The sequence below is a fragment of the Yinghuangia soli genome (genome assembly GCF_021502675.1).
Lineage (GTDB): Bacteria > Actinomycetota > Actinomycetes > Streptomycetales > Streptomycetaceae > Yinghuangia > Yinghuangia soli.
The window spans coordinates 61,436-87,569 of the sequence record NZ_JAKFHA010000022.1 but is presented as its reverse complement, the minus strand read 5'-3'; the positions used below and the strand labels follow the sequence as shown (position 1 = coordinate 87,569).

The 26,134-nt window shown below is 73.0% G+C and carries 25 protein-coding genes and 1 riboswitch; of the genes, 11 read left to right on the top strand and 14 right to left on the bottom strand.

Annotated elements, in window-relative coordinates; genetic code table 11:
• Nucleotides 1-443: 443 nt before the first annotated feature.
• The gene (gene metF / locus LZ495_RS29220) at nt 444-1,364 is read right to left on the bottom strand and encodes a methylenetetrahydrofolate reductase [NAD(P)H] (protein ID WP_235055935.1); all 921 of its coding nucleotides are present in this window, start codon (nt 1,362-1,364) and stop codon (nt 444-446) included.
• 265 nt (nt 1,365-1,629) lie between these two features.
• Here metF and LZ495_RS29215 point away from each other — a divergent pair, with 265 nt between their 5' ends.
• Nucleotides 1,630-2,739 carry a polyprenyl synthetase family protein gene (locus LZ495_RS29215; protein WP_235055934.1) on the top strand — a complete coding sequence of 370 codons (1,110 nt, stop codon included), beginning with the start codon at nt 1,630-1,632 and terminating at the stop codon, nt 2,737-2,739.
• A 721-nt stretch (nt 2,740-3,460) separates the two neighbouring features.
• Here the strand turns inward: LZ495_RS29215 and LZ495_RS29210 are convergent.
• From LZ495_RS29210 to LZ495_RS29185, 6 genes are all read right to left on the bottom strand, one after another.
• The gene (locus LZ495_RS29210) at nt 3,461-3,706 is read right to left on the bottom strand and encodes a hypothetical protein (RefSeq protein WP_235055933.1); all 246 of its coding nucleotides are present in this window, start codon (nt 3,704-3,706) and stop codon (nt 3,461-3,463) included.
• Between the two features lie 160 nt (nt 3,707-3,866).
• On the bottom strand, nt 3,867-4,292 hold the full coding sequence (locus tag LZ495_RS29205; protein ID WP_235055932.1) for a barstar family protein: 426 nt from the start codon (nt 4,290-4,292) through the stop codon (nt 3,867-3,869).
• Nucleotides 4,289-4,807: a guanyl-specific ribonuclease gene (locus LZ495_RS29200; RefSeq protein ID WP_372498660.1), complete on the bottom strand. Its 519-nt coding sequence runs from the start codon at nt 4,805-4,807 to the stop codon at nt 4,289-4,291. The genes LZ495_RS29205 and LZ495_RS29200 overlap by 4 nt, the downstream gene beginning before the upstream one ends.
• A 148-nt stretch (nt 4,808-4,955) precedes the next feature.
• Complete coding sequence (thiE, locus tag LZ495_RS29195; RefSeq protein WP_235055930.1) at nt 4,956-5,621, bottom strand: thiamine phosphate synthase; 666 nt, start codon at nt 5,619-5,621, stop codon at nt 4,956-4,958.
• On the bottom strand, nt 5,618-5,995 hold the full coding sequence (locus LZ495_RS29190) for an Rv2175c family DNA-binding protein (protein ID WP_235055929.1): 378 nt from the start codon (nt 5,993-5,995) through the stop codon (nt 5,618-5,620). The genes thiE and LZ495_RS29190 overlap by 4 nt, the downstream gene beginning before the upstream one ends.
• A gap of 83 nt (nt 5,996-6,078) precedes the next feature.
• The gene (locus LZ495_RS29185; protein ID WP_235055928.1) at nt 6,079-7,281 is read right to left on the bottom strand and encodes an NAD(P)/FAD-dependent oxidoreductase; all 1,203 of its coding nucleotides are present in this window, start codon (nt 7,279-7,281) and stop codon (nt 6,079-6,081) included.
• A 127-nt stretch (nt 7,282-7,408) separates the two neighbouring features.
• A riboswitch (TPP riboswitch) is annotated at nt 7,409-7,521 on the top strand.
• On the opposite strand from LZ495_RS29185, the gene thiO reads away from it, so the two are divergent.
• From thiO to pknB, 4 genes are all read left to right on the top strand, one after another.
• On the top strand, nt 7,518-8,810 hold the full coding sequence (gene thiO, locus LZ495_RS29180; protein WP_235055927.1) for a glycine oxidase ThiO: 1,293 nt from the start codon (nt 7,518-7,520) through the stop codon (nt 8,808-8,810). It overlaps the preceding riboswitch by 4 nt.
• Nucleotides 8,807-9,061 (top strand): sulfur carrier protein ThiS, encoded by a 255-nt coding sequence (gene thiS / locus LZ495_RS29175; protein WP_235055926.1) that lies wholly within the window; start codon nt 8,807-8,809, stop codon nt 9,059-9,061. The genes thiO and thiS overlap by 4 nt, the downstream gene beginning before the upstream one ends.
• A gap of 100 nt (nt 9,062-9,161) precedes the next feature.
• Nucleotides 9,162-9,923 carry a thiazole synthase gene (locus tag LZ495_RS29170; protein WP_235055977.1) on the top strand — a complete coding sequence of 254 codons (762 nt, stop codon included), beginning with the start codon at nt 9,162-9,164 and terminating at the stop codon, nt 9,921-9,923.
• Between the two features lie 158 nt (nt 9,924-10,081).
• Complete coding sequence (gene pknB / locus LZ495_RS29165; RefSeq protein ID WP_443732553.1) at nt 10,082-12,106, top strand: Stk1 family PASTA domain-containing Ser/Thr kinase; 2,025 nt, start codon at nt 10,082-10,084, stop codon at nt 12,104-12,106.
• A gap of 101 nt (nt 12,107-12,207) precedes the next feature.
• Here pknB and LZ495_RS29160 read toward each other — a convergent pair whose 3' ends face one another.
• On the bottom strand, nt 12,208-12,882 hold the full coding sequence (locus LZ495_RS29160) for a sulfite oxidase-like oxidoreductase (RefSeq protein WP_235055925.1): 675 nt from the start codon (nt 12,880-12,882) through the stop codon (nt 12,208-12,210).
• Nucleotides 12,883-13,140: 258 nt separating this feature from the next.
• Between LZ495_RS29160 and bfr the strand changes: the two genes are divergently transcribed.
• Complete coding sequence (bfr, locus tag LZ495_RS29155) at nt 13,141-13,620, top strand: bacterioferritin (RefSeq protein ID WP_235055924.1); 480 nt, start codon at nt 13,141-13,143, stop codon at nt 13,618-13,620.
• 254 nt (nt 13,621-13,874) lie between these two features.
• Nucleotides 13,875-14,168 (top strand): (2Fe-2S)-binding protein, encoded by a 294-nt coding sequence (locus tag LZ495_RS29150; RefSeq protein WP_235055923.1) that lies wholly within the window; start codon nt 13,875-13,877, stop codon nt 14,166-14,168.
• 50 nt (nt 14,169-14,218) lie between these two features.
• On the opposite strand, the gene LZ495_RS29145 is transcribed toward LZ495_RS29150, so the two are convergent.
• From LZ495_RS29145 to LZ495_RS29135, 3 genes are all read right to left on the bottom strand, one after another.
• The gene (locus tag LZ495_RS29145) at nt 14,219-15,316 is read right to left on the bottom strand and encodes a polysaccharide deacetylase family protein (RefSeq protein ID WP_235055922.1); all 1,098 of its coding nucleotides are present in this window, start codon (nt 15,314-15,316) and stop codon (nt 14,219-14,221) included.
• Nucleotides 15,313-16,332, bottom strand: coding sequence for a threonine aldolase family protein (locus LZ495_RS29140; RefSeq protein WP_235055921.1), 1,020 nt, complete (start codon nt 16,330-16,332; stop codon nt 15,313-15,315). The genes LZ495_RS29145 and LZ495_RS29140 overlap by 4 nt, the downstream gene beginning before the upstream one ends.
• Before the next feature lie 86 nt (nt 16,333-16,418).
• Nucleotides 16,419-17,753, bottom strand: a complete 1,335-nt coding sequence (locus LZ495_RS29135; protein WP_235055920.1) for a class II 3-deoxy-7-phosphoheptulonate synthase — start codon at nt 17,751-17,753, stop codon at nt 16,419-16,421.
• A gap of 546 nt (nt 17,754-18,299) precedes the next feature.
• Between LZ495_RS29135 and LZ495_RS29130 the strand changes: the two genes are divergently transcribed.
• Nucleotides 18,300-20,300, top strand: a complete 2,001-nt coding sequence (locus LZ495_RS29130; protein ID WP_372498659.1) for an anthranilate synthase family protein — start codon at nt 18,300-18,302, stop codon at nt 20,298-20,300.
• A 57-nt stretch (nt 20,301-20,357) separates the two neighbouring features.
• Here LZ495_RS29130 and LZ495_RS29125 read toward each other — a convergent pair whose 3' ends face one another.
• Entirely contained in the window at nt 20,358-20,954 is a 597-nt protein-coding gene (locus LZ495_RS29125; RefSeq protein ID WP_235055919.1) for a TetR/AcrR family transcriptional regulator, read from the bottom strand.
• A gap of 64 nt (nt 20,955-21,018) precedes the next feature.
• Between LZ495_RS29125 and LZ495_RS29120 the strand changes: the two genes are divergently transcribed.
• Nucleotides 21,019-21,537 (top strand): SRPBCC family protein, encoded by a 519-nt coding sequence (locus LZ495_RS29120; RefSeq protein ID WP_235055918.1) that lies wholly within the window; start codon nt 21,019-21,021, stop codon nt 21,535-21,537.
• An 87-nt stretch (nt 21,538-21,624) separates the two neighbouring features.
• On the opposite strand, the gene LZ495_RS29115 is transcribed toward LZ495_RS29120, so the two are convergent.
• A complete protein-coding gene (locus LZ495_RS29115; RefSeq protein ID WP_235055917.1) occupies nt 21,625-22,650 on the bottom strand; it encodes a 6-phosphofructokinase in 1,026 nt (341 codons plus the stop codon).
• Between the two features lie 251 nt (nt 22,651-22,901).
• On the opposite strand from LZ495_RS29115, the gene glpK reads away from it, so the two are divergent.
• The gene (gene glpK / locus LZ495_RS29110) at nt 22,902-24,374 is read left to right on the top strand and encodes a glycerol kinase GlpK (RefSeq protein ID WP_235055916.1); all 1,473 of its coding nucleotides are present in this window, start codon (nt 22,902-22,904) and stop codon (nt 24,372-24,374) included.
• A 13-nt stretch (nt 24,375-24,387) separates the two neighbouring features.
• On the opposite strand, the gene LZ495_RS29105 is transcribed toward glpK, so the two are convergent.
• Nucleotides 24,388-25,068: a response regulator gene (locus LZ495_RS29105; RefSeq protein WP_235055915.1), complete on the bottom strand. Its 681-nt coding sequence runs from the start codon at nt 25,066-25,068 to the stop codon at nt 24,388-24,390.
• 204 nt (nt 25,069-25,272) lie between these two features.
• Between LZ495_RS29105 and LZ495_RS29100 the strand changes: the two genes are divergently transcribed.
• Nucleotides 25,273-26,133, top strand: a complete 861-nt coding sequence (locus tag LZ495_RS29100) for a hypothetical protein (RefSeq protein ID WP_235055914.1) — start codon at nt 25,273-25,275, stop codon at nt 26,131-26,133.
• The last annotated feature ends 1 nt before the right edge of the window (nt 26,134 follow it).

The following is a 26,134-nucleotide window of genomic DNA, read 5'->3' as shown; positions in this document are numbered from 1 at the left end:
CTGGGCATTCTCGTAGCCGGCATCGACCCCCGCCCCGGCCCCTGCTGCGGCCGGCTCGACCGGGCGCGCGTGGCGCGACCGCCGGGCCCGCTTGCGCCCGAAGCGCACCGTCCAGCCGTGGTAGTAGCCGCTGCGCACGTAGCGGGTGACGAGGAACTGCCCGACCAGGAAGCAGAATGCCCCCGCGCCGGTGACGATCGGGTTGCCCAGTGCGGCACCCGCGACCACTCCGGCGAACCCGAAGACCGCCAGCACCCGGTAGCGGAACGGGGCGCCGTGCTGCCACATCGCCTCGGTGAGGAGCCACACACCGACCGGGACGAACAGCACGTACAGCACGATCAGGCCCAACTGCACCGGCGCGCCCTTCATTCGAACGGATGACGGCCCCTCACCCTAACCGGGTGGGGGGCCGTTCTGCAGTGTCCGAATAGTGTCCCGATTCAGCGGTCGCTGTCGCGCAGTCCGAGGTTGTCGTAGATGCGCAGCGTGGCCAGCGACCGGTTCAAGGTGATGAAGTGCAGGCCGGGGGCGCCCTCGGCGAGCAGGCGCTCGCTCATGCGGGTGCCGTACTCGATGCCGATCTCCTGCACCGCCTCCGGGTCGTCGCCGACCGCGCGGACCCGGTCGGCCAGCTCGGCCGGGAAGTCGGCGTTGCTCAGCTGCGCGAAGCGCTCGATCTGGCCGACGTTGGTGACCGGCATGATCTCCGGGATGATCGGCACGTCGCAGCCCGCCGCGGCGACCCGGTCGCGCAGCCGCAGCCAGTCCTCGACGTGGAAGAACATCTGGGTGATCGCGTAGTCGGCACCGGCCCGGCACTTGCGGACGAAGTGCTTGATGTCGTCGTCCCAGTCCAGCGACCGCGGGTGCATCTCGGGGAAGGCCGCGACGCCGACGCAGAAGTCGCCGGACTCCTTCAGCAGCCGGACCAGTTCCTCGGCGTACGTGAAGCCCTGCGGGTGCGGTACCCACTCGCCCTGCGGGTTGCCGGGCGGGTCGCCGCGCAGCGCGAGGACGTTGCGCACGCCCGCGTCCGCGTACTGGCCGACGATGTTGCGCAGCTCGGCGACCGAGTGGCCGACCGCGGTGAAGTGGCCCACCGGGGTCAGGGTGGTCTCGGTGGCGATCCGCTCGGTGATGTTCACGGTGCGGTCGCGGCTGGAGCCGCCCGCGCCGTAGGTCACCGACACGAAGGACGGGCCGAGTGCCTCGACGCGGCGCAGCGCGTCCCACAGGTGGCGCTCGCCGACATCGGTCTTCGGCGGAAAGAACTCGAACGAAAAGGTCTTGCGGCCGCTCGCGAGCAGATCGCGAATGGCAACCGCGCGACCGCTATGAGGCTGGGCGACTCCGACAGACATGCAGTGCAGATTATCCGGATCGTCCGGCGCTGAGGAGGGCCTGTCCGACCACCGAGACGGTGTGCGGACCGGTTCCCGCCCGGGCCTCGCCGGGTGCCTGCCCGGCCCTCCCGCCTGCGCTCGCCCGGTGCCCGCCCAGTGCTCACCCGGTGCCCGCCCGGCCCGGAGTCAGTGGCAGCCGCTTCGCCCGGTTACCCTGCTGGAGGCCGCCGGGGCACCCTGTCCGGTTCCGGCCGCAAGGCCTGTTCTCGACGGAAGACGACCCGTGACCTCCTCGCAGACTCCCGCCCGGCGCGCCGTGCACCCGCTCGACCGGGACGGCCTGCGCGACCGGGTCAACGCGGCGCTCACCGCGTTCATGGACCACCAGGGCGACGTGCTCGGCGACGTCGGCGAGGGCATGGTCCCCGTCACCGCCGCGCTGCGCGACTTCATGCTGGACGGCGGCAAGCGGCTGCGCCCCGGTTTCTGCTACTGGGGCTGGCGCGGCGCGGGCGGCGTGGACGAGGGCGCGGCCGGGGACGCCGCGGTGCGCGCTGCGACGTCGCTGGAGCTGCTGCAGGCCAGCGCGCTGATCCACGACGACCTGATGGACCGCAGCGACACCCGCCGCGGCAAGCCCGCGGTGCACAAGCGCTTCGAGGGCCTGCATGCCGAGTCGGGCTGGCGGGGCAGCGGCGAGTCGTTCGGCTCGGCCGCCGCGCTGCTGCTCGGCGACCTGTGCCTGACCTGGTCCGACGAGATGTTCTCGGGCAGCGGCGTGGAGCCGGCCGCGCTGGCCGCGGCCAAGCCGCTGTTCGACGTCATGCGCACCGAGGTCATGGCCGGCCAATACCTCGACGTGCTGGAGCAGGCGATGGGCGGCGGCTCGGTGGCCCGCTCACGGCGCGTGATCCGCTTCAAGTCCGCCAAGTACACGATCGAACGCCCCCTGCACGTCGGTGCCGCGCTCGCCGGGGCGGGCGAGGACCTGCTGGCCGCCTACTCGGCGTACGGGCTGCCGCTCGGCGAGGCGTTCCAGCTGCGGGACGACGTGCTCGGCGTCTTCGGCGACCCCGCCGAGACCGGCAAACCGGCCGGGGACGACCTGCGCGAGGGCAAGCGGACGGTCCTGCTCGCGCTGGCCGCCGAGCGGTGCTCCGCCGCGCAGACCCGGATCCTCGACGAGCTGGTCGGCGACCCCGGGCTCGACGACGCGGGCGTCAAGGAGCTGCGCGCGGTCATCGAGGGCACCGGTGCCCTGGCCGAGGTCGAGTCCATGATCGACACGCTGACCGGGCAGGCCCTCGCCGCGCTGGACGCCGCGCCGGTCGCCGACGACGCGCGCAGCGTGCTGCGGAACCTGGTCGAGGCCGCGACGGTCCGCAAGGTCTGAACCGGCGCCCCGCGGACCGCCGGGCAGCGCGGCGCCGTACGGGCGGTCCGCCGCGCGGTCGGGCCCGCCGCCGGACCCTGGCTCGTCCCGGACGGCGACGGGCGCCTGGGGCGGCTGCGGCGCGGAGCGCGGACCGGCCGGTCCGGCGGCGCCGCCCGGGACGCCGGGCAGGACGGGACGCCGCGGCCCGACCGCGAGTTCGATCGCCCCCGGCATGCCGCGCTCGCGTTCCCGGTCGCCCGGTCCGGGGGCCTGCGGCGCTCCCTCGGGCAGGGGGCGCATGATGTCCGGCGGGTAGCGGCCGATGAGCAGCAGCGCGGTGAGGAACAGGCCGAGCACCACCAGCGGGCCGTAGAGGCCCCCGGTCTCCTCGCTTTTGCCGGTTCCCGCGCCGTTGTCGGGCGCGGGTCCCGCGCCCGCGGATGCGGCATACGGCGCGGGCGCGGCCGGGCTCGGGGCCGGCTCGCGGCCGACCTGCGCGGGCACGCGTACCTCTCCCCCGGCCGCGCCTGCGGCACCGGCCGTATCCGCTGCTGTCGGACGTACCAACTCGAAGACCCCCACCCGCACCCGGTCGAACGGGTCGGCGGCGGCCGCATCGCGCCCGCCGCCTTCCGTCCGCATCGCTGCCTGCCGTCGTGTCCGCTGCGCCTGTTGCGTCTGCCGCGCCTGCTGCGCCTGCCGCCTCTGCTGCCGGTGCTCCCCGGTCGGCACGCTGCGGTCAGCCTGCGCCCAGGGACGCCGGGCCCCAGGGCCGGTACTCCACCGAGGTCCAGGCCGGGGGATCGACCGGGCGCGGTACGCCCGGTGCCGGGTCCGCCGGACCGGACGCCTCGGCGTCGGGGTCGGCGGTCGCCGTCTGGGGCCGCTGCCCCGGGACGACGAGGTCGTCGTGGTCCAGGGGCGCGCCCAGGAGCACGTTGTCGTAAACGGCGCCGGCCGGGCGGCGCTCGACGGAGCTGTCCATGTCCGGCAGTCTGGCCAGTTGCCCGCGGCGGACCGGCCGCTCGGCGCGTGGCGCGAACCAATCACACTGGCGACCACTCGGATGGCGGACATTTTCCGACGTTCCCGGTCATCCGGCAGCCCGTCCTGAAGCGCGAGTCGCGGAGAGCGGTCGAACCCCGTCAGATCCGGATCAGGACGACCAGCGCCGCGGTGGTGCCGCTCCAGTGGCCGGCGGCCTCGCGCAGCAGGTTGCGGCCCGCACTCCAGTCGCCCGGGTCGCGTTCCGCGAAGCGGCGCCAGCGGTCCACGACGATGAGCCGGCGGCGCTGCGGCGGCAGCAGCGTCTCGTCGGTCAGGCAGTCCCACAGGGCGTCCCAGTTGGCCCCGTAGTAGTCGGGCAGGGCCAGGTCGCGGCCGCAGGCGGCGAGGAACCCGGCCTTGTCGGCCGCGCCGGCGAGGTCGAGGCGCGCCGACCACCAGCCGTGCACGGCGGCGGACTCGGCCATCCGGGCGGCCGGGGCCGCGTGCGGCACGTCGGCGAGGTCGCCGGGCAGCAGGCCCGACGTCCACGGCGTCGCGTTGCGTACTTCGTGCCAGCGTTTCACGGGACGATCACCCGAAACGTCGCGTAGTGGTCGGAGGTGTAGTAGCGCTCCCCCGGTACGCCGGTGATGATGCGCCGGGCGCCCCGATCGTCGGACCCCGGGGTGTCGACGGTGTATTCGCGGTAGTACCCGTTCTTCTGCTTCGGCAGCCGCCCTTCGCGGTTGCTGAAGACGGTGCCGTCCTTGGCGTACGGGAACGGCCCGCCGGTGTCGATCAGCAGCAGCGTCCGCCGGGCCTCGGGCGGCAGTTGGTCGACCCGCACGGTCGCCATGCCGGACGGCACGGTGACGTCCGGGGCGGACGGTACGCCCTGCGCGGGCCGGGTGGCCGTCGGCGTCGAGGCGAGCGGGGCGCTGCCGCCCGAGGCCGCCGCGGTCGCGCTGCGGGTGGCCGCCTGGCCGGGGGCGGGGTCGCCGCCGTCCCGGGAGAGGCCGAAGGCCAGGGCCGCGACGGCGACCGCCGCGATCAGTCCGAGGACGACCATCAGGCGCGTGCGCTGCGACATTTCCGACATATTCCGGATGGTGGCACGCCGGGCCGCGCGGAGCCGGGATTGACCGGGGTGGTCCGCCCCGGAGCGGGACGGGACGAAAACGGGGCCGCGGCGCTGCTGCGCCGCGGTCCCCGTCCGGAGAACTCTCTCCGTAGGACGGTCCGGAGTGCTAGCCGCCCAGGCGGCGGACGAACTCCGCGGCCGCGGCGGCCGGGTCGTCCGCCTCGGTGACCGCGCGCACCACGACCACCCGGGTGGCGCCGGCCTCGACCACCTGGTCGAGGTTGCCGAGGTCGATGCCGCCGATGGCGAACCAGGGCCGCTCGGGGCGGCGCTCCGCGGTGTAGCGGACCAGGTCCAGGCCCGGTGCGTGGCGGCCCGGCTTGGTCGGGGTCGGCCACACCGGTCCGGTGCAGAAGTAGTCGACGCCGGGCTCGGCGATCGCCGCGTCCACCTCGGACTCGGCGTGCGTGGACCGCCCGATCAGCACGTCGCCGCCGATGATCCGGCGGGCGTGCGGCACCGGCAGGTCGTCCTGGCCCAGGTGCAGGACGTCGGAGCCGGCTGCGTGCGCGACGTCCGCGCGGTCGTTGACGGCGAGCAGCCGGCCGTGCCGGCGGGCCGCGTCGGCGAAGACCTCCAGGTACTCCAGCTCCTGGCGGGCCTCCAGGCCCTTCTGGCGCAGCTGCACGATGTGCACGCCCGCGGCCAGCACGGCGTCCAGGAACTCGGGGAGGTCGCCCTGCTTCTCGCGGGCGTCGGTGCACAGGTACAGGCGCGCGGCGGCCAGCCGCTCGCGGCGCGAGGCCGCCCCCGCAGCGTCCGCGGCGGTCATACGGCCATCGCCTGCGCGCGGCGCCGGACCTCGGTCTTGCGGTTGCCGCGCAGCGCCGCGATGGGCGTGCCGGGCAGCGACTCGTCGTCGGTGAAGAGCCACTCGAGCATCTCGGTGTCCGAGAACCCGGAGTCGCTCAGCACGGTGATGGTGCCGGCCAGGCCCTTGACGGTGGCGTTGTCCTGGATGAACGCGGCGGGCACCTGGAGGCTGCGGTTCTCGCCCCGGCGGACCGCGAGGAACTGGCGCTCCTTGAGGAGCTGCCGGACCCGGGTCACCTCGACGCCGAACATCTCGGCGATCTCCGGCAGGGTCAGCCACTCGTCGACGAGCTTTTCGATGGTGCTTTCAGGGGTGCTCTGGCTCTCGCTCACCCGACCAGGATAGGAGAACGGGCCGACGCCTCAGGGTCGGCCCGTGCTCCTGCGCGTCGGCTGCCCGCCGACCGCGCGCCGGCTCAGAGAGCGGCGTCCTTGAGGGGCGTGCCGATGTCGGCGAACTTGGCCTTGTCCACCGGGCTGCCGGCCTGCACCAGCTTGCGGCCCTGCGCGAGGTCGCGCGGGCGCGCCACGGTCAGCAGCGCCACCAGCGCGTCGCCCTTGAACCAGCCGGCCGTCCACTTGCCGTCCTCGCCCGGGCCGCGGACCACCAGCTCGTCGCCGGCCGGGTGGTGGCCGACGTACTGGATCATGCGGCCGAACTGGTCGGACCAGAAGTACGGGACCGGGTCGTACACGGCGTCGCCGCCGGCCACGTTGGCCGCCGCGGTGCGCGGGGCCTGCAGGGCGTTGTCCCAGTGCTCGACGTGCAGCCGGGCGCCGTAGCGCGCGGAGGTGAAGACCGTGCAGTCGCCGACCGCGTAGACGCCGGGCGCGGAGGTGCGCAGGCGGTCGTCGACCACGATGGCGCCGCGCTCGTCGAGCTCGATGCCGGAGCCCTGCAGCCATGCGGTGTCGGGGCGGACGCCGATGCCGACCACCACGGCGTCGGCGGGCAGCCGGGTCCCGTCGGCGAGGTGCACGGCGCCCGGCTCCAGGCGGTCCACCCGGGCGCCGAGCAGGAGTTCGACGCCCGCCTCGGCGTACCAGGGCACGAAGCGCGAGCCGATGTCCTCGGGGAACGCGCCGGCCAGCGGCGCGGGCAGCGCCTCGACCACGGTGGTGCGGCAGCCCGCGGCGGCGGCCGCGGTGGCCACCTCGGCGCCGATCCAGCCGGCCCCCACCACGACGACGTGCGCACCGGGCACCAGCGCGGCGCGCAGCGTGCGGGCGTCGTCGATGGTGCGCAGCACGTGGACCCCGGGCACCTCGGCGGCGCCGGGAAGGTTCACCACGCGCGACCCGGTGGCCACGACCAGCCGGTCGAACGCCAGCGTCCCGGCGTCGGTGTCGACCTCGCCGCCTTCCGCACCGTCGCGCAGCCGCAGGGCGGTGGCGGTGCGGCCGAGCAGGAGCTCGACGCCGAGGGCGTCCCAGTCCGCCTCGAACGAGGTGTCGTCGGTCTTGCCGCCGAGCACCTCCTTCGACAGCGGCGGGCGGTCGTACGGCTTGTGCGGCTCGGCGCCGAGCAGGGTGATCCGTCCGATGTACCCCTGGTCGCGCAGCCCCACGACGGTCTGCAGGCCGGCCATGCCGGCACCCACGACAAGCACGTTGTCCATAGGCCCGAACACTAGGGGTCGACACGTGCGACTCCCGCATCAAAGAGTTTGATTGAGGCAAGGATCACGCGGAGCGGGCCGGCCGGGACGATGGTCCCCTGGTGCCCCGGAAGCGCAGAGGTAGGGTTGGAGGCCTCACGGGAGCCCGGTGTGACCGGGCTGAGAGGAGGGCTGTCAGCCCTCGACCGTCCGAACCTGATCCGGGTCATACCGGCGCAAGGGAGCGTTCGACACCCATGTCCTCATCCGGAGCCGGCACGGCTTCTGCGGCCGTCGCGGCCGCCTCTTCATCCTCTGCTTCTTCCACTGCCGCTTCCGCCGACGCCGTGGTCGTCGGCGGCGGCGTGATCGGCCTGTCCGTCGCCTGGCGCGCCGCGCTGCGCGGACTGTCCGTCACCGTCTTCGACCCCGAACCGGGGCAGGGCGCCTCGCATGCCGCGGCCGGCATGCTGACCCCGGTCTCCGAACTCCAGTACGGCGAGGAGTCGCTGCTGCGGCTCAACATGGCCTCCGCGGAGCGCTACGCGTCCTTCGCCGCCGAACTGGAGGAGGCTTCCGGGCTGCCGTCGGGCTACCGCACCTGCGGCACCCTCGCGGTGGCGCTGGACGCCGACGACCGCGCGGTGCTCAAAGATCTGCACGCCTTCCAGGAGCGCCTCGGGCTGGCCTCGGCGTGGCTGACCAGCCGCGAGTGCCGCCGCCTCGAACCGATGCTGTCGCCCGCGGTGGCCGGCGGCCTGCACGTCGAGGACGACCACCAGATCGACAACCGCCGCCTGGTCGCCGGGCTGCTCGCGGCCTGCGCCCGGGCCGGCGTCACGCTGGCCCGCCGCCGGGTGGCCGCACTGGTGACGACCGGCGACCGGGCCACCGGCGTACGCCTGGACGACGGCACGGCGGTCTCGGCCGGGCAGGTCGTGCTCGCCGCCGGGCACCAAGTGAACGGCCTCGAAGGGCTGCCGCCCGGGGTGCTGCCCGCGATCCGGCCGGTGAAGGGCGAAATCCTGCGGCTGCGCGTACCGGAACCGTACGCTCCGTTCCTCTCCCGCAACGTCCGCGGCGTGGTCAAGGGCGGCAGCATGTACCTGGTGCCGCGCGCGGACGGCGAGTTGGTGGTCGGCGCCACCGAGCACGAGCTGTCCGACACCGAGGTGACGGCCGGCGGTGTGTACGAACTGCTGCGCGACGCCCGCGAGCTGGTCCCCGGCATCACCGAACTCCCGCTGGTCGAGGCGTTCGCCGGGCTGCGCCCGGGGAGTCCCGACAACGCCCCGGTGATCGGCGCCACCGCACTGGACGGCCTGATCGCCGCCACCGGCCACTACCGGCACGGCATCCTGCTCACCCCGGTCACCGCCGACGCGGTCGCCGAACTCCTCGCCGCGGGCACCGTGCCCGAGGTGGTCCGCCCGTGGGGCCCGCAGCGCTTCGCGGCCGGCCCGCACGCCGCCGACATCCCTGCCGCGGCCGGCCAGGCCGCCGGTTCGCCCCGGTCCAAGCCCCGGTCCAAGGAGGCCTCGTACGCATGACCGCGCTGCCCACCGAACCGACCGAACCGAACGAACCGAACGGGCCGACCGAGACGATCTCGGTGAACGGCGAGCCGCGCCCGCTCGCCCCCGGAACCACCGTCGCCGCGCTCGTGGCGACCATGACCAGCGCCAGCAAGGGCGTCGCGGTCGCGGTCAACGAGGACGTGGTGCCGCGCAGCCTGTGGCCGGACACCGTGCTCGGCGCGGGCGACCGGGTCGAGGTGCTCACCGCCGTGCAGGGAGGATGACCCGGTGACCACTCAGCAGTCCGCACCCGACACGTCCGGCGTCTCCGTCCCGGGCGGCCCCGCCGCAGGTACCGGCGCAGGGTCAGCCGACCCGTTCGAGCTGGGCGGCGAGGTCTTCTCCTCGCGCCTGATCACCGGGACCGGCGGCGCCCCGAGCCTGGACATCCTGGAGGCCGCGCTCATCGCGTCCGGCACCGAGATGACCACCGTGGCGATGCGCCGGCTCAACCCGTCGACCACCGGCTCGGTGCTCGACCTGCTGCGCAAGCTGGGCATCCGGCCGCTGCCGAACACCGCGGGCTGCTACACGTCCGGCGAGGCGGTGCTCACCGCGCGGCTGGCCCGCGAGGCGCTGGAGACGAACTGGGTCAAGGTCGAGGTGGTCGCCGACGAGCGCACCCTGCTCCCGGACACCGTGGAACTCCTCGACGCGGCCGAGCGCCTGGTCGACGACGGCTTCACGGTGCTGGCGTACACCAACGACGACCCGATCGTGGCGCGCCGGCTCGAACAGGTCGGCTGCGCCGCGGTCATGCCGCTCGGCTCGCCGATCGGCTCGGGCCTGGGCATCCGCAACCCGCACAACATCCGGCTGATCACCGAGCAGGCGACCGTCCCGGTGATCCTGGACGCCGGCATCGGCACCGCCTCGGACGCCGCGCTCGCGATGGAGCTGGGCTGCGCCGCGGTCATGCTCGCCAGTGCGGTCACCCGGGCCCAGGATCCGGCGCTGATGGCCGCCGCGATGCGCCATGCGGTGGACGGCGGGCGCCTGGCGTACCGGGCGGGCCGCATCCCGCAGCGGCACTACGCGCACGCCTCGTCGCCGGTCGACGGGCTGGCCGAGATCCCGGCGTTCTGACCGGTGCACGCGGGCGCGCGGAGCGGCACGGCATATCTCGCGCGCCCGCGCGTACCACGCCCCACCAGCGGGAAAAGGACCGTCTGACGGCTCATCAGTGACCGGAACCGACCGGTCGCGTGACCCGTCCATGACAGGGTGACCGTAAAATCCCAGGCGTGGACATGACAATGGACGACCCCCTCGTCGGGCGGCTGCTCGACGGCCGGTACCGGGTCGAGTCCCGGATCGCGGCGGGCGGCATGGCCACCGTCTACCGGGCCCTCGACACCCGGTTGGACCGCACGGTCGCGGTGAAGGTGATGCACCCGGCGATGGCTGCCGACGCTTCGTTCACCGACCGCTTCATCCGGGAGGCCAAGGCCGCGGCGCGGCTTTCCCACCCGAATGTGGTGGGGGTGTTCGACCAGGGCCACGACGGCGACGTCGTGTTCCTGGCGATGGAGTACGTCGAGGGCCGCACGCTGCGCGAACTGCTGCAGGACCTCGGCACGCTGACGCCCCGTGAGGCGTTCGGTGTGCTGGAGCCGACGCTCGCCGCATTGGGCGCCGCGCACCGCGCGGGGTTTGTGCACCGCGACGTGAAGCCGGAGAACGTCCTGATCTCGGACGACGGCGGCATCAAGGTCGCGGACTTCGGGCTGGCCCGGGCGACCGCCGCCGCTGCTTCTGCGGCCACCGGCAAGGTCCTGGTGGGGACGGTGGCCTACCTGTCGCCGGAACAGATCGAGCGCGGTGCGGCCTCCCCGGTATCGGACGTATATGCCGCCGGAATACTGCTCTACGAAATGCTGACCGGCCGTCAGCCCTACCAGGGACGCTCGGCCGTCGAGATCATCTACAAGCACGTGCACGAGGACGTGCCGCCGCCGTCGGCCGCGGTGCCCGGCCTGTCCCCGGCGCTCGACGCGCTGGTCTCGCAGGCCACCGCGCGCGACGCGGACCGGCGCCCTTCGGATGCCGAGCAGCTCCTCGCCGTGGTGCGGCACACGCGCCAGCACCTGCTGTCGGACACCGAACTGGACTTCGGCGCCGCCGAGCGCGTGCTGCCGCCGCCGGCTCCGGCGTACGACGAGCAGCCTGAGTACGCGGGCGCCGCGGCCTACCCGCCTCCGCCCTACCCCGGTCCGTACGACGGGGCGAACCTCACGCGCGAGGTCGAGATCCCGTTGGAGATCGGCCCGCTGGGGCTGACCACCGAGTCGGTGCTCGACGAGCAGCCGTACGCCGCAAACGGCTTCGACGGCCCGGACGGGCCCGCCGGACCGGACGGCCTGCCGCCCGGCAAGGGGCGGCCGCGGCGCGGCCCGTCGCGCGGGATGATCGCGTTCCTGGTGGTCCTGGTGGTCGCGGCCGGAATCGGCCTGGTCGCCTGGCGGATGGGCGCGGGCGAGACGACCAAGGTGCCGCCGGTGCTGTCCAAGCCGCGCGCCGAGGCCGTCGAGCAGCTCAAGGACGCGGGCCTGAAGGTGCGCTTCGTCGACGTGTTCGACCTGACGGTCCCGCGCGACGCGGTGGTCGCCTCCGACCCGGTCCCGGGCCGCAGCATCGACAAGGGCAAGACCGTCACGCTCACCATGTCGCTGGGCCCCGAACTCCTCGCGGTACCCGCCCTGGACGGCAAGACGCTCGACGAGGCCAAGCAGCTGCTGCAGTCCGCGGGGCTCGCCGTCGGCAAGGTCGAGCAGCAGGACAACAGCCAGGACCCCGGCAAGGTGGTCCGGAGCACTCCGGCGACCGGCACGCAGCAGCCCCGCAACACGCCGGTCAACCTGGTGATCAGCCGCGGCATGCCGACTCCGGTGCCGAGCCTGACCGGGCTCACCGAGGAAGAGGCGCGCGCCGCGCTGGCGGAGCGCAAGCTGCTGCTCGACGTGGCGACGGAACAGGTCTTCTCCGACGTCGCCCCGGCGGGCCGGGTCGCCACCCAGAACCCGGCGTTCGGCACGCTCTACCCGGGCGGCAAGGTCACGGTCTCGATGTCGAAGGGACCCGACCTGGTGCTGGTGCCCAAGGTGGACGGCATGAGCGAGGAGGAGGCCAAGCGCGTCCTCACCGCCGCGGGCTTCCAGGTGAGCGTGGACACCGTGTTCCCGCTCGGCCCGAAGAACGTGACCAGCATGAGCCCGGGCGGCAACAACCTGGCGCCGCGCGGGTCGAAGGTGACCATCAAGGTCTTCTGAGCGCGAGCTGCACGACCGCATATGCACCGATACGCGAACTGCCCCCGGCCTCAGCCGGGGGCAGTTCGCGTATCGCTTGGCCGTGTTCGTGTCGCGGCGCCTTACAGGTCCGGGCCTTCGCCCTCGCGCTCCTGGTACGAGTAGCGCTGCTCCTGCCACGGGTCGCCGATGTTGTGGTAGCCGCGCTCCTCCCAGAACCCGCGCTTGTCGGCGACCATGTACTCGATGCCGCGGACCCACTTGGGGCCCTTCCACGCATACAGCTGCGGCACGATCAGCCGTACCGGGAAGCCGTGTTCGGCGGTGAGCGGCTCGCCGTCGTGGTGGGTGGCGAAGATGGTCCGCTCGGTGGCGAAGTCCATGATCCGCAGGTTGGAGCTGAAGCCGTACTCGGCCCACACCATCACGTGCGTGACCTCGGGTGCGGGCGGCGCCAGTTCCAGGATGGTCTCGGCCGACACGCCGCCCCACTCGTTGTTCAGCATGCTGAACTTGGTGACGCAGTGGAAGTCGGCGACCACCGTGGTGCGCGGCAGCGCGGAGAACTCCTCGTGGTTCCACGCATGCTTGTCGCCCAACGCGGTCGCGCCGAACACGCGGAAGTCCCAGGTGTCCGGCTTGAAGCGCGGCACCGGGCCGTAATGCAGGACCGGCCAGCCGCGCTGCAGGCGCTGGCCCGGGGGAAGTCGGGGGTCGGCGCCGGCGGCGGTCGCGGCGGTGACGGCCGTGCCGCCCGCCGAATCGCTTCCCCCTTGCCCCGTTCCGGTATGACCCATGTTCTCTATGGTCCCAGACCCCCGGGGCAGGTCACGACCGGCCCCTGCCCCCGGCCTGCGGGACGGAAGTCCCCGCGCCGGACTCCCGAAATCCATTGACATTCGGGACAAATGATCTGTTGTTTCTCATGAAAGGCAAGCCTTCCCTTCGTGGAACTTACGGCACATGAGGTGACAGCATTCACATAACCGTGATCACGTACGCCACAAGTACCTCACGGATCCTGCTGCCCACCCCTTTTCGGAAGGTGCATCCCGATGCACGGCGACCCCCAGATCCTCGAGCTCCTGAACGAGCAGCTCACCGCCGAGCTGACCGCCATCAACCAGTACTTCCTGCACGCCAAGCTGCAGGAGCACTGGGGCTACGCGAAGCTCGCGTCCTGGACCCGGCACGAGTCCATCGACGAGATGAAGCACGCCGAGACGCTCACCGACCGCATCCTCTTCCTGGAGGGCCTGCCCAACTACCAGCGCCTGAACGCGCTGCGCATCGGCCAGACGCTCGAGGAGATGTTCCGGGCCGACCTGGCCGTCGAGATGGAGGCCATCGAGCGCCTCCGCGGCGGCATCCTGGTCATGCGCGAGAAGGGCGACGCGACGTCCGCGAACATCTTCGAGGACATCCTGGCCGACGAGGAGTCCCACGTGGACTACCTGGAGACGCAGCTCGACCTGCTCAAGAAGCTCGGCGAGCCGCTCTACGTCGCGCAGCTGATCGAGCAGCCGGAGAGCTGACGAAGCCCGCACATTGCCGGCGACAGCCGGACGAGACCGGCCCGCGGCGGCCGGATTCCGCCCCTCGCGGGCCCTTCCTTTATGCGGATCTGCGCCGCATACTCCCGGTACTCCGGAGGCAGGGCCCGGCCGGGGGCGATTTCCGGCCCGCGTGACGCAGGCCTCTCTTCACTTCCCGCCAAGGGTGAGGTTACCCTTACCTTAGTGACTTCACCCTTGGGGGACGTTCCGTGTACGTGTGCATGTGCTTCGGCGTGACCGACACCCAGGTCAGTGCCCAGATAGAGAACGGCGCGCGCAGCATGCGCGAAATCGCCGCTTCCTGCCGTGCCGGAACCGACTGCGGCCGCTGCGTCAAGACGATCACCGCGATGATCCCCCGCGACGACACGCGCGCCTGCGACGGATGCACCAAGCGCTGCGGCCGTATATGCCGCGCCGACCGGGTGGCCCCGGCCGAGCCCGCCGCCGCCCCGAGCGCCCCCGTCATCGCCGTGACCCTGTCCGTGGTCCAGGCGGACGCGGAGACCACCGCGCCCGCCGCCTGACTGCTTCCTGCCGTTTCCTGCCGTTCCTGCCGTTCCGCCTGCCGCCCCGGTCAGCCCGGGAGCGATGCGGCGACCAGGTCCGAGACCCGGACCAGTTCGTACCCCTTGGCCCGCAGCCCCTCGACGATCGCCTCGATGGCGTCCGCGGTGTGCGCCGCGGGGCCGAGCGAGTTGTGCATGACCACCACCGACCCGTTGCGGACCTGGGCCAGCACCCGCTGCGCGATCGCCGCGCCGCTCGCGCCGTCGGCGTCGCCGCTCACCACGTCCCACTGCACCGGCGTCAGGCCGGCCGGGGCGATGCCGCGCAGCGCCGCGGCGTCCAGGCAGCCGCCCGGGAAGCGGAAGTACGGCACGGTCCGCGCCCCCGCCACGTCGCGGAGCCGGTCGAAGGGCGCCTGCGCCTCCCCGGCCATCTCGGCGTCCGGCACCTTGCCCAGCCCATAGCACTGCCCCGCGAAGCCGCGGTGCGTCAGCGAATGGCTGGCCACCTCGAACAGCGGATCGGTGGCGATACCGCGGGCCTGCTGCGGATAGGTGTCGATCCAGAGCCCAGTCAGGAAGAACGTCGCGGGCGCATGCAACCGCCGCAGCTTGGCGAGCAACTCGGCGTTGTCGTACGACGCGGTCCGCCCGTCGGCCAGTCGGCCGCGCATGCCGACCGTCATGTCGCCGTCGAAGGTGAGCGCGACCCGGGGCCGGTCGCGCGGACCGTTCGTGAAGACCTGCGGCAGGCCGTCCGGGCCGGCGGGCAGGGTGCGGGCCGGGATCGGGCGGGCCGGGAGCGTGGCGATCGATCCGGCGGTCGGACCGGTCGTCCCGGTCGGCCCGGTCGATCCGGTCGCCTCGGTCGTCCGAGGGGCAGCGCTCGCGGCAGGAGCCGAGGCGGCCGAGGCGCCGGAGGTGCCGGGGGCGGCGTCCGGGGTCGTCCGGCCGCCGTCCGCGCAGGCACCGAGCAGCAGGGCCAAGGCCGCGCCCGCGGCAGCCGCGGGCGCGGCACGGCGGCGAGCCGGCCGGTCCGCGCCCGGCTTGCCGTCCTGCTCGCCGTCCTGCTCGCCGGACCGCTTGCCGTTGCTGTCGGCCTTGTTGCCGCCGTTCTTCCTGTCCGCCGTCTCCCCCGCCAGGCCCGTCCCCCGTGCCTGGGTCACGCGCAGGCCCCCGCGACGACCTCGGCCGCCTTCGCGCACGACGAAGCGTCCGCGTCCAGATGCGTGACCATGCGGACCAGGCGCGGGCCGAATCCCGACACCAGGACGCCCGCCTCGCGGCAGCGGGCCACGACGGTCGCGGCGTCGGGCCGCGGTTCGGGCAGCCGGACCAGGACCAGGTTGGTCTCCGGGGCGACGACGTCGAGCCCCTCCTCGCCGAGCCGGTCGGCGATCATCCGGGCGTGCCCGTGGTCCTCGGCGAGGCGCTCGACGTGGTGGTCGAGTGCGTACAGGCCGCCCGCCGCGAGGATGCCGGCCTGGCGCATCGCGCCGCCCATGCGGTGCCGCATGCGGCGCGCCTCGGGCATCCGGTCCTCGGGCAGCAGGACCACCGAACCGGCGGGCGCGCCAAGGCCCTTGGAGAGGCAGACCGAGAGGGTGTCGAAGAGCGCACCGTACTCGGCGAAGGCGGTGCCGGTGGCGACGTGCGCGTGCCAGATGCGGGCGCCGTCGCAGTGCAGCGCGACCCCGGCCGCGGTGGTCAGGTCGCGGATCGCCTGGAGCTGCGCCAGCGGGTAGACGGCGCCGCCGCCGCGGTTGTGGGTCTGCTCGACGGCCACCGCGCGGGTGCCGACGGTGTACGTGTCGCCCACGCGCAGCAGGCTCGCGACGTCCTCGGGCCGGAGCAGGCCGCGCGGGCTGAGTGTGGTGCGGGTCTGGATGCCGCCGTGCCAGGCGGCCGCGCCGTCCTCGTGCGCGACGATGTGCGCGTCGGCGTCCAGGACGAGTTCCTCGCCGGGCGGCACCGAGAGCCGGACCGCGATCTGGTTGGCCATCACGCCGGTGGGGGTGAACAGGCCGGTGTGCCGGCCGCCGAACATGCCCGCCACGCGCTCTTCGAGGGCGCGGACCGTGGGGTCCTCGGCGTAGACGTCGTCGCCGACCTCGGCATCGGCCATCGCGGCGCGCATCGCGGGGGTGGGACGGGTGACGGTGTCGCTGCGGAGATCAATCACGGGGCCAGCCTGCCATCCGGGAACGGCGAAGGGGCGCGCGCCCTGCGGCACGCGCCCCTTCGGTGCTCCTGGGGACTCCCCTGGGCTCAGTGGCCCCGGTACATCTCCGCGACGAGGAAGGCGAGGTCGAGCGACTGGCTGCGGTTGAGCCGCGGGTCGCACGCCGTCTCGTAGCGCTGGTGCAGGTCGTCGACGAAGATCTCGTCGCCGCCGCCGACGCACTCGGTGACGTCGTCGCCGGTCAGCTCCACGTGGATGCCGCCCGGGTGGGTGCCCAGTGCGCGGTGCACCTCGAAGAAGCCCTTGACCTCGTCGAGCACGTCGTCGAAGCGGCGGGTCTTGTGCCCGCTGGACGCCTCGAACGTGTTGCCGTGCATCGGGTCGCAGACCCACGCGACCTGCGCGCCGGACGCGGTGACCTTCTCCACCAGGGTGGGCAGTGCGTCGCGCACCTTGCCCGCGCCCATGCGGATGATGAACGTCAGCCGGCCCGCCTCGCGGTTCGGGTCGAGCTTCTCGATCAGCGCGAGGGCGTCCTCGGGCGTCGTGGTCGGGCCCAGCTTGACGCCGATCGGGTTGCGGATGCGCGAGGCGAACTCGACGTGCGCGCCGTCCAGTTGGCGGGTGCGCTCGCCGATCCACACCATGTGGCCGGAGACGTCGTACAGGTCGCCGGTGCGCGAGTCGACCCGGGTGAGGGCCGCTTCGTAGTCGAGGATCAGGGCCTCGTGCGAGGCGAAGAACTCGACGGTGCGGAACTCCTCGGGGTCGACGCCGCACGCGTGCATGAAGCGCAGCGCGCCGTCGATCTCGGCGGCGAGGCGCTCGTACCGCTCGCCGGACGGCGACAGCGCCACGAAGTCCTGGTTCCAGGCGTGCACCTGGCGCAGGTCGGCGTAGCCGCCGGTGGTGAAGGCGCGCACCAGGTTCAGCGTCGCGGAGGACGAGTGGTACATCCGCTTGAGGCGCTCCGGGTCCGGGGTGCGGGCCTCGGGGGTGAACGCCAGGTCGTTGACCGCGTCGCCGCGGTACGTCGGCAGCGTCACGCCGTCGCGGGTCTCGATGCCGGACGAGCGCGGCTTCGAGTACTGCCCGGCCATGCGGCCGACCTTGACCACCGGGACGGAGGCCGCGTAGGTCAGGACCACGGCCATCTGGAGCAGGGTCTTGAGCTTGTTCTTGATGGCGTCGGCGGTGTTGCCGACGAAGGTCTCCGCGCAGTCGCCGCCCTGCAGCAGGAACGCCTCGCCCCGGGCCACCGAGGCCAGCCGGCCGCGGAGCTGGTCGCACTCGCCGGCGAAGACGAGCGGAGGATAGGACGCGAGGTCCGCGAGCGCGTTGCGCAGGGCCTCCGAGTCCGGCCACTCGGGCTGCTGCGCCGCCGGGAGGGATCGCCAGGTGTCGATGTCGTTCGCTGTCACCCCCCAAGGTTAAACAATCGGGCAACGCATTTAGGGAGATGACCGAAGAACGAGACACCGTTCCGGTCCGACGGGCGTCGGGGCAGGTCAGAGGGCGGGCGAGGCATTCCGTGAGGTCGGCGGACCGGGCCCGTTCGGGGCGCGACGCGCCGGGCCCTCGGTCCGGGACTTTGGTCCTTTGCGGGGGCGGATGCTTGATCCGGTCAGCGGGCCGGGGCGTCCGCTCGAGCAGGGCGGAGAGGCGCCGGGGCGGCGTCGTGCGGACGCCTCGCCGTCCGCGGAGGGGGCATTGCGGCGGTCCGCGCGGCTGCTGCGCGGGCGTCGCTGCTTTCGGCGGCGGCGTGCGGGCGGCTACAGTGGCCCGCATGATCGCGCGTTCCTGCACTGCGTACTCCTGGTGGTGGCCCCGCTCCGCGGCGGCCCCGCTACTTCGCGATCTCTAGACCTCTCCAGGACCTGGAATCCGACGGCCGCCCGGTGGGCGGCCGTTTCGTGTTCCCGGGGCCGGGGACCGCGGCGGGGCCCGGCGGGCGCGACGTCCCGACGATGGGAATTACCCCCGTGACCGCCGCAGCCACGCCGCCCGCCGACTCCGCCCCCGCGACTGCACCCGGCTTTGCCTCCGCCCCTGCCCCTGACCGTGCCCCGGTCGCCGACGCCGCCGCGACCGCCGCGCTGCTCGCGCCGCTCTTCGCCGCCGATCCGCCGCCCTTCGCGCTGATCCGGCGGGAGGGCAGCGGCACGCTCGACCTGCTCTTCGGCGAGATCACCGAGGCGGCGACGCTGGACGCGATCCCGCTGCCCGAGCTCGCCGATGCCGCGCCGGGCGCTCCGCGGCACGACGTCCTCGCGCTCATCCCGTACCGGCAGATCCGCGAGCGCGGGTTCGAGGCGTACGACGACGGCACGCCGCTGCTCTGCCTGCAGGTCGCCGAGCAGCACGAACTCGCGTACGCCGACGTGCTCGCCGCGCTGCCGGACACGCCCGTCACGCTCGCCGGGGGCGGGTTCGACGTCGACGACGAGTCGTACGCGGCGATCGTGAAGCGCGTGATCGTGGACGAGATCGGGCACGGCGAGGGCGCGAACTTCGTGATCCGCCGCGACTACCGCGACCGGTTGGAGGGCTACTCCCCCGCCACCGCGGGGACGCTGCTGCGGCGGCTGCTGACCCGCGAGTCGGGGGCGTACTGGACGTACCTCGTGCACACCGGCGACCTGACCCTCGTGGGCGCGAGCCCCGAGCGGCACGTCAGCGCGGTGGGCGGCGAGGTGGCGATGAACCCGATCAGCGGCACGTACCGCTATCCGGCGGGCGGCCCCGACCGGGCCGGGCTGCTGGACTTCCTGCGGGACGGCAAGGAGGTCGACGAGCTGTTCATGGTCGTCGACGAGGAGCTCAAGATGATGAGCGAGGTGTGCGACCTGGGCGGGCGGGTGCTGGGCCCGTACCTGAAGGAGATGGGGCACCTCGCGCACACCGAGTACCTCCTGCACGGGCAGTCGTCGCTCGATGTGCGGGCGATTCTGCGCGGCACGATGTTCGCGCCGACCGTGACCGGTTCCCCGCTGGAGAACGCGTGCCGGGTCATCAGCCGCCACGAACCGACCGGCCGCGGCTACTACTCCGGTGTCGTCGCGCTCATGGGCCGGGACGAGGCGGGCCGCCGCACCCTCGACGCGCCGATCCTGATCCGTACCGCGTACATCTCGCCGGACGGCACGCTGCGGGTGCCCGCCGGGGCCACCCTCGTCCGGCACTCGGACCCGGCGAGCGAGGTCGCCGAGACGCACGCCAAGGCGGCGGGGGTGCTGGCCGCTCTCGGCGTCGTCCCCGCGGCCCGCCGCACCGGGGACGCCGCCCCGGTCCGGCTCGCCGACGACCCCGAGGTCGCCGCGCTGCTCGCCTCGCGCAATGCGAACCTCGCGCCGTTCTGGATGACCGCGCGCGACGAGCATGCGCTGCGCTCCCCCGAGTTGGCCGGACGCCGGGTCCTGGTCGTGGACGGCGAGGACACCTTCACCGCGATGCTCGCGCACCTGCTGCGCACGCTCGGTCTGCGCGTGGCGGTGACCCCGTACGACGAGGTCTCGGCGCGCCAGGTCACCGAGGCCGAACTGCTCCTCATGGGCCCCGGGCCCGGCGACCCGCGGCAGGTGCTGGACCGCAAGATCCGCACCATGGGTGCGGCGGTGCGGCGGCGGCTGGATGCGGGCGGTCCGATGCTGGGCGTATGCCTGGGACACCAGCTGATCGCCGCCGAACTGGGGCTCGGCCTGGTCCGCAAGGACGTCCCGTACCAGGGCAAGCAGCTCGACATCGACTTGTTCGGCCGTGCGGAAAAGGTCGGCTTCTACAACACCTTCGCCGCCCTGGCCGCCGAACGCGCGCCGTTCGGGCTGGAGTTCAGCGAGGACCGCGGCACGGGCCAGATCCACGCCATGCGCAGCTCCCAATTGCGCCTGGCCGGCGTCCAGTTCCACCCGGAGTCGGTGCTGACCACCAACGGCCTGGCTCTCGTACGCGAGATCCTGACCGCCCTCTGAAGACCCGCGCCCGGGGGCAGGAGGCACCACCTGCCCCCGGGCTCTCGATGCGGTCCGTCAGCCGGCTTTGCCGGCCGTGAGCAGCGCTACTGCGCTTTGTTCGGCGAGGGCCTCGGTGTGCGGAGGCAGGGGCTTGCCGGCCCTCAGGTACGGGCGCATGACGGACAGCGGCAGTTCGACCATGATCAGGGTGATGCGGTCGACCGCATCGGGGCCGCGCACGTCCAGTTCCTGCATCAGTTCGCCGAGGGCGCGGCGGACGACGCGTTCGCCCCGGTCCGCCCGGATTCCGTACTGGGCCGGCCATTCCGCCTGGTTGAAGGCGCCCGGGCCGTGCAGGAGCAGCGCCGCTTCGCCCGGATTCGCCCGGGACCACACGACGACTTCGCGTACCGCGGCCGCGGCCCGGCGGACCGGGTCCGGCGACGACCCCAGGGCGGCCAAGTAGGCCTCCTGGAAGCTCTCGACGGTGCGCAGCCACACCTCGGCGAGCAGCGCGTTGCGGCCCGGGAAGCGGTGGTAGACCGACCCGCTGGGCGCGCCGACCTCCTTCGCGACCGCGGACATCGTGACGCCGCCCGGTCCGGACGCGGCGGCGAGGCGCACCGCGGCGTCGAGCAATTGGGTCGTGTCGAAGAGGGGTGGTCGCGCCATGTTCTGGAGAGTACTCTCCATATTAATTAGAGAGATGCCTCTACAACGTGATCGGAGCTCCGCCATGGCCGTGCTCAACATCCACGAACGCCTCCTGCCGGGCAAAGCGGACGAGGTCGGCGCCCTCCTCGACACGCTGTCCGGCCCGGACGACCGGCTCTGGCCGCGGGACGCGTGGCCGCGCATGGTCCTCGACGGCCCGCTCGAGGTGGGCGCGTCCGGCGGCCACGGCCCGATCCGCTACCTGGTCAGCGCGTACGTCCCCGGGCAGTGGGTCCGCTTCGCATTCACCGGACCGCGCGGCTTCGAGGGCTTCCACGAGTTCACCGTGCACCCGATCAGCGACGAAACCACCGTGCTGCGCCACACGGTGGCCATGCGCACCCGCGGACCGGCCCGGCTGAGCTGGCCGCTGGTGTTCCGCCCGCTGCACGACGCGTGCGTGGAGGACGGCTTCGACTGCGCGGCGCACGCGGTGCTCGGCCGGCCGGTGCCGTACACGTCCTGGAGCCACTACGTCCGGTTCCTGCGCGCCCTCCTGCGCCGCCGCCCGGCTGCCGAGGCGCGCACCGCGGCGGCCTGAGCGCGGCGTCCGGCCCCGGCACGAATGCGGCGAGCCCGCCCCGGAATTGCCGGGACGGGCTCGCCGTGCGCAGGTCGGGTCGGCGACTCAGCCGAAGAGCGTCTTCGCCTCGTCGTACAGCGCCGGCGGGACGGTCTTGAGCTCGCGGGTGGCGTCCTCGAGCGGGACGGTGATCACGTCCGTGCCGCGCAGCGCGACCATCTTGCCCCAGTCGCCGCCGTGCACCGCGTCGATCGCGTGGAAGCCGAAGCGGGTGGCCAGCCAGCGGTCGAACGCGGTCGGCGTACCGCCGCGCTGCACGTGGCCGAGCACCGTCGTCCGCGCCTCGTGGCCGGTGCGGCGCTCGATTTCGGCGGACAGCCAGTCGCCGATCCCGGACAGCTTCACGTGCCCGAAGGCGTCGAGCGTCTGGTCCTTGGTGACCATCTGCCCTTCCTTCGGGATCGCGCCCTCGGCGACCACGATGATCGGCGCGTAGTTGGTCCGGAACCTGCTCTCCACCCAGCCGCAGACCTCTTCGATGTCGAACTGCTGCTCGGGGATGAGGATCACGTTGGCCCCGCCGGCCATGCCGGAGTGGATCGCGATCCAGCCCGCGTGCCGGCCCATGACCTCGACGATCAGCACCCGGCGGTGCGACTCGGCGGTGGTGTGCAGCCGGTCGATCGCCTCGGTGGCGATGTTGACCGCGGTGTCGAAGCCGAAGGTGTAGTCGGTGGCGTTGAGGTCGTTGTCGATGGTCTTGGGGACGCCCACGACCTGCACGCCGTGCTCGTACAGCCGGGTGGCCACGCCGAGGGTGTCCTCGCCGCCGATCGCGACCAGCGCATCGACTTCGAGCTTGGCGAGGTTCTCGCGGATCCGCTCGACGCCGCCGTCGATCTTCATCGGGTTGGTGCGCGACGACCCGAGGATGGTGCCGCCGCGCGGCAGGATCCCGCGCACCGACGGGATGTCGAGGGTCTGGGTGTCGGCCTCCAGCGGCCCTCTCCACCCGTCCCGGAACCCGACGAAGTCGTACCCGTAGTCCGCGACACCCTTGCGGACCACGGCTCGGATCACCGCGTTGAGACCGGGGCAGTCGCCCCCACCGGTCAGGACTCCGACGCGCATCGAGCTTCCCCTTCGCCTGCCGAGACGGTTCGGACGTAGGGATCTTTGTCCGGTACGCCCGCTCTCCACGCTATCTCTTTCCGGCCATTGCCCGACCTGCTCACCCAACCCGTTCGGAGGACCACGAACGAGTGATCCGCGAACTCCGCACGCTGCGGCGGCGGCCGGTCCGGACGCGGCGAACGGCCGAATCGTGCCGGTATGGCACACAGGGGGACCGGCGGGCGACCCCAAGCCTTAATCTGCCTCGCATGAGTGTGCTTGCGATCGATGCCGGGACGACGGGGGTCACCGCGCTGGTGGTGGCCGTGGACGGCAGTGTGCTGGCGCGCGGGTACCAGGAGTTCCAGCAGCACTTCCCGGAGCCCGGGCTCGTGGAGCACCAGCCGGAGGAGATCTGGCAGGCCGCCCTGCAGGCGTGCCGCGAGGCGCTGGACGGGGCTGCCGAGCGGCCGACCGCGGTGGGGATCACCAACCAGCGTGAGACCGCCGTGCTGTGGGACCGGCGGACGCTCGCCTCGCCGCGGCGCGCGATCGTGTGGCAGGACCGGCGTTCCGCGGCGATCTGCGCGCGGCTGGCCGAGGCCGGGCACGAGCCGCGGGTCGCGGAGCTGACCGGGCTGCGCCTCGACCCCTACTTCACCGCCACCAAGCTGGCCTGGCTGGCCGAGCACGACAAGCGCGTGTGGCGCGAGGTCGAGGCGGGGCGGGTGGCGCTGGGCACCGTCGACTCGTACCTGATCGCGCGGCTGACCTCGGGCGGCAGCCATGTCACCGACGCCTCGAACGCTTCGCGCACGCTGCTGTTCGACATCACCGCCGGGCAGTGGTCGGCCGAACTGTGCGAGCTGTTCGGGGTCCCGATGGACGCGCTGCCGCGGGTGGTTCCGTCGTACGGGCCGGTCGCCCGGACCGATCCGGAGGCGTTCCTCGGACTCGACCTGCCGATCGCCGGCATCGCCGGCGACCAGCAGGCGGCGCTGTTCGGGCAGGCCTGCCACTCCCCCGGCGACGTGAAGTGCACCTATGGCACGGGGTCGTTCGTCCTCATCAACACCGGTGCCGAGCCGGTCCGGTCCTCGGCCGGCCTGCTCACCACAGTGGCCTGGGGCGCACCGGACGGATCGCTCGCCTACGCCCTGGAAGGCTCCATCTTCGTCACCGGCGCCGCGGTGCAGTGGCTGCGCGACGGCCTCGGCATCATCGGCGCGGCCGCGGAGACCGAGCCCATCGCCCGGACCGTCGCGGACTCCGGCGGCGTGGTGTTCGTCCCCGCGCTCACCGGACTCGGCGCACCCGACTGGGACCCGACCGCCCGCGGCACGATCCTCGGCATCACCCGCGGCACCACCCGCGCCCACCTGGTCCGCGCCACGCTCGAGGCGATCGCGTACGAAGTGCGGGACGTCGTCGACGTCATGACCTCGGACGCGGGCCTCGACCTGCTCACCCTCAAGGTCGACGGCGGCGCCTCGGAGAACAACCTCCTGTGCCGCATGCAGGCCGACCAGCTCGGCGTCGCGGTCGAACGCCCCAAGGTCAGCGAGACCACCGCCCTCGGCGCGGCCTTCCTCGCCGGCCTGGGCACCGGCATCTGGTCCGACACCGCCGAGATCGCCGCCACCTGGCAACTCGACGCCCGCTTCACCCCCGGCCCCCGCGACGACGCCGCCTACGACCGCTGGCGCCTGGCCGTCGAGAAATCCAAGGGCTGGGCGCTCTGACGCCGAGGCCGGGTCAGTCGTCCAGGCCGCGTTCGATGGCGTAGCGGACGAGTTCGACGCGGTTGTGGAGCTGGAGCTTGTTGAGGGTGTTCTGCACGTGGTTCTGGACCGTGCGGTGCGAGAGCACGAGGCGTTCGGCGATCTGCTTGTACGACAGGCCCTTGGCGACCAGGCGCAGGACCTCGGTCTCGCGGTCGGTCAGGCGCGGGGCGGCCGGTTCGCGGGAGCCGGAGGGGGCCGGGTTGGTGGCGATGCGGCGGAACTCGCCGAGGACGAGGCCGGCGAGGCCGGGGGTGAAGACCGCGTCGCCCTTGGCGGTGCGGGCCACGGCGTCCAGGAGTTCGGCCTGGCTGGCGGACTTGACCAGGTAGCCGGTGGCGCCGGCCTTGACGGCCTCCAGGACGTCTTCCTGCTCGCCGCTCGCGGAGAGGACGAGGATGCGCACGCCCGGGTCGTTCTTGACCAGTTCGCGGGCGACTTCGTCGCCGCTCAGCTTGGGCAGGTTGAGGTCGAGGATGACGACCTGGGGTGCGGTGGCGCGGGCTCGGCGGATGGCCTCGGGGCCGTCGCCGGCGGTGGCGACGACGTCGTAGCCGGCCTCCGCGAGGTCGCGGGCGACACCGTCGCGCCACATGGGGTGGTCGTCGACGACGAGCACCCGGATCGGGGCGCTCGCCGGAGCGGTCTCGGTCATCGGGGCCACCTCGTCTGAGCCATCGTCAAAACCTACCGGAGACGTTCGGCTCCGGTGCGCGGGCCTTCCGCGGCCGCTCGTCGAGGGGGCCGCCGCCGCGGGTCCCGCCGGTCCGGGGTAGGGTCCCGGCACATTTACGACGGGGGTCACATGGTGGGGGTTGCACGTACGCGCCTGGCATTGCCGGTAGTTGCCATGGCGCTGGTGGCAGGGTGCACAGGCGGAGCGTCGAACGAGCCGGACTATGTGCGGCGCCCGGTCACCTCGGCGGCCGGCATCGTGCTGCCGCTGGACGCGTACCGGCAGACGGACGCGGAGCTGGAGTTCGCCGGCGACGCGCTGTCCGTTCTCGTCCAGCGCTGCATGACCAGGTATGGCGTGCCGTGGCCGTCGCGGGCGGAATCCGGCTGGCCGCGCGGTCCGAGGCCGTCGGGGATACCGCGGAACGGCAGGTTGTACGGCGTCATCGACGCGGCGCAAGTCGCCAGGATCGGCTACCGGCCTCCGGCGCCGCCCTTGAGCACGCTCGCGGTTCGTGCCCCTTCCTTCACGCTGCCGGGCGCCCAGCAGGTGTTCACCGGCAGCGTGCAGACGTACCAGGGGCAGGCCGTGCCGCCCGGCGGGTGCTCCGCGGAGGCGAACACCGCCCTGACAGGCCGTGCCGAAGTGCAGCCGTTCTCCCTCGACAGCCCGTTGGACGATTTGGCCGGCCTGTCGAGCGCGACCGAGGAGCCGACGGACCCGCGGGTGATCGCCGCCAACAAGGCATGGTCGGCCTGCATGAAGAAGGCCGGCTACTCCTACGCCGATCCCTGGGCGGCGAACAATGACGAGCGGTTGCAGCAGGGCGACACGGCGGGCGCGGAGGAGATCGCCGTCGCCAGTGCCGACGTCGCCTGCCGCACGAAGACCGACCTGACCACCATCTGGCATTCGGTCACGTACGAGAACCAAGAGAAGGTCGTCCGGGAGAACGCCGAGTTGCTCGCGAAGGTGCGGGCGGACATCGACGCGTGCCAGCGCAAAGCCGCGGAGGTCCTGGCCCCCGCACCCCCTAAGGGCTAAG

Bases quoted from the DNA above. Each gene is read 5' to 3' on its own strand.
- LZ495_RS29160 (WP_235055925.1), bottom strand. From the start codon at position 12,882: ATGGGTCATACCGGAACGGGGCAAGGGGGAAGCGATTCGGCGGGCGGC.
- LZ495_RS29200 (WP_372498660.1), bottom strand. From the start codon at position 4,807: ATGTCGGAAATGTCGCAGCGCACGCGCCTGATGGTCGTCCTCGGACTG.
- LZ495_RS29125 (WP_235055919.1), bottom strand. From the start codon at position 20,954: ATGGCGCGACCACCCCTCTTCGACACGACCCAATTGCTCGACGCCGCG.
- thiO (WP_235055927.1), top strand. From the start codon at position 7,518: ATGTCCTCATCCGGAGCCGGCACGGCTTCTGCGGCCGTCGCGGCCGCC.
- LZ495_RS29130 (WP_372498659.1), top strand. From the start codon at position 18,300: ATGGGAATTACCCCCGTGACCGCCGCAGCCACGCCGCCCGCCGACTCC.
- bfr (WP_235055924.1), top strand. From the start codon at position 13,141: ATGCACGGCGACCCCCAGATCCTCGAGCTCCTGAACGAGCAGCTCACC.
- glpK (WP_235055916.1), top strand. From the start codon at position 22,902: ATGAGTGTGCTTGCGATCGATGCCGGGACGACGGGGGTCACCGCGCTG.
- LZ495_RS29120 (WP_235055918.1), top strand. From the start codon at position 21,019: ATGGCCGTGCTCAACATCCACGAACGCCTCCTGCCGGGCAAAGCGGAC.
- thiS (WP_235055926.1), top strand. From the start codon at position 8,807: ATGACCGCGCTGCCCACCGAACCGACCGAACCGAACGAACCGAACGGG.
- LZ495_RS29115 (WP_235055917.1), bottom strand. From the start codon at position 22,650: ATGCGCGTCGGAGTCCTGACCGGTGGGGGCGACTGCCCCGGTCTCAAC.
- LZ495_RS29185 (WP_235055928.1), bottom strand. From the start codon at position 7,281: ATGGACAACGTGCTTGTCGTGGGTGCCGGCATGGCCGGCCTGCAGACC.
- metF (WP_235055935.1), bottom strand. From the start codon at position 1,364: ATGTCTGTCGGAGTCGCCCAGCCTCATAGCGGTCGCGCGGTTGCCATT.
- LZ495_RS29210 (WP_235055933.1), bottom strand. From the start codon at position 3,706: ATGGACAGCTCCGTCGAGCGCCGCCCGGCCGGCGCCGTTTACGACAAC.
- LZ495_RS29105 (WP_235055915.1), bottom strand. From the start codon at position 25,068: ATGACCGAGACCGCTCCGGCGAGCGCCCCGATCCGGGTGCTCGTCGTC.
- thiE (WP_235055930.1), bottom strand. From the start codon at position 5,621: ATGACCGCCGCGGACGCTGCGGGGGCGGCCTCGCGCCGCGAGCGGCTG.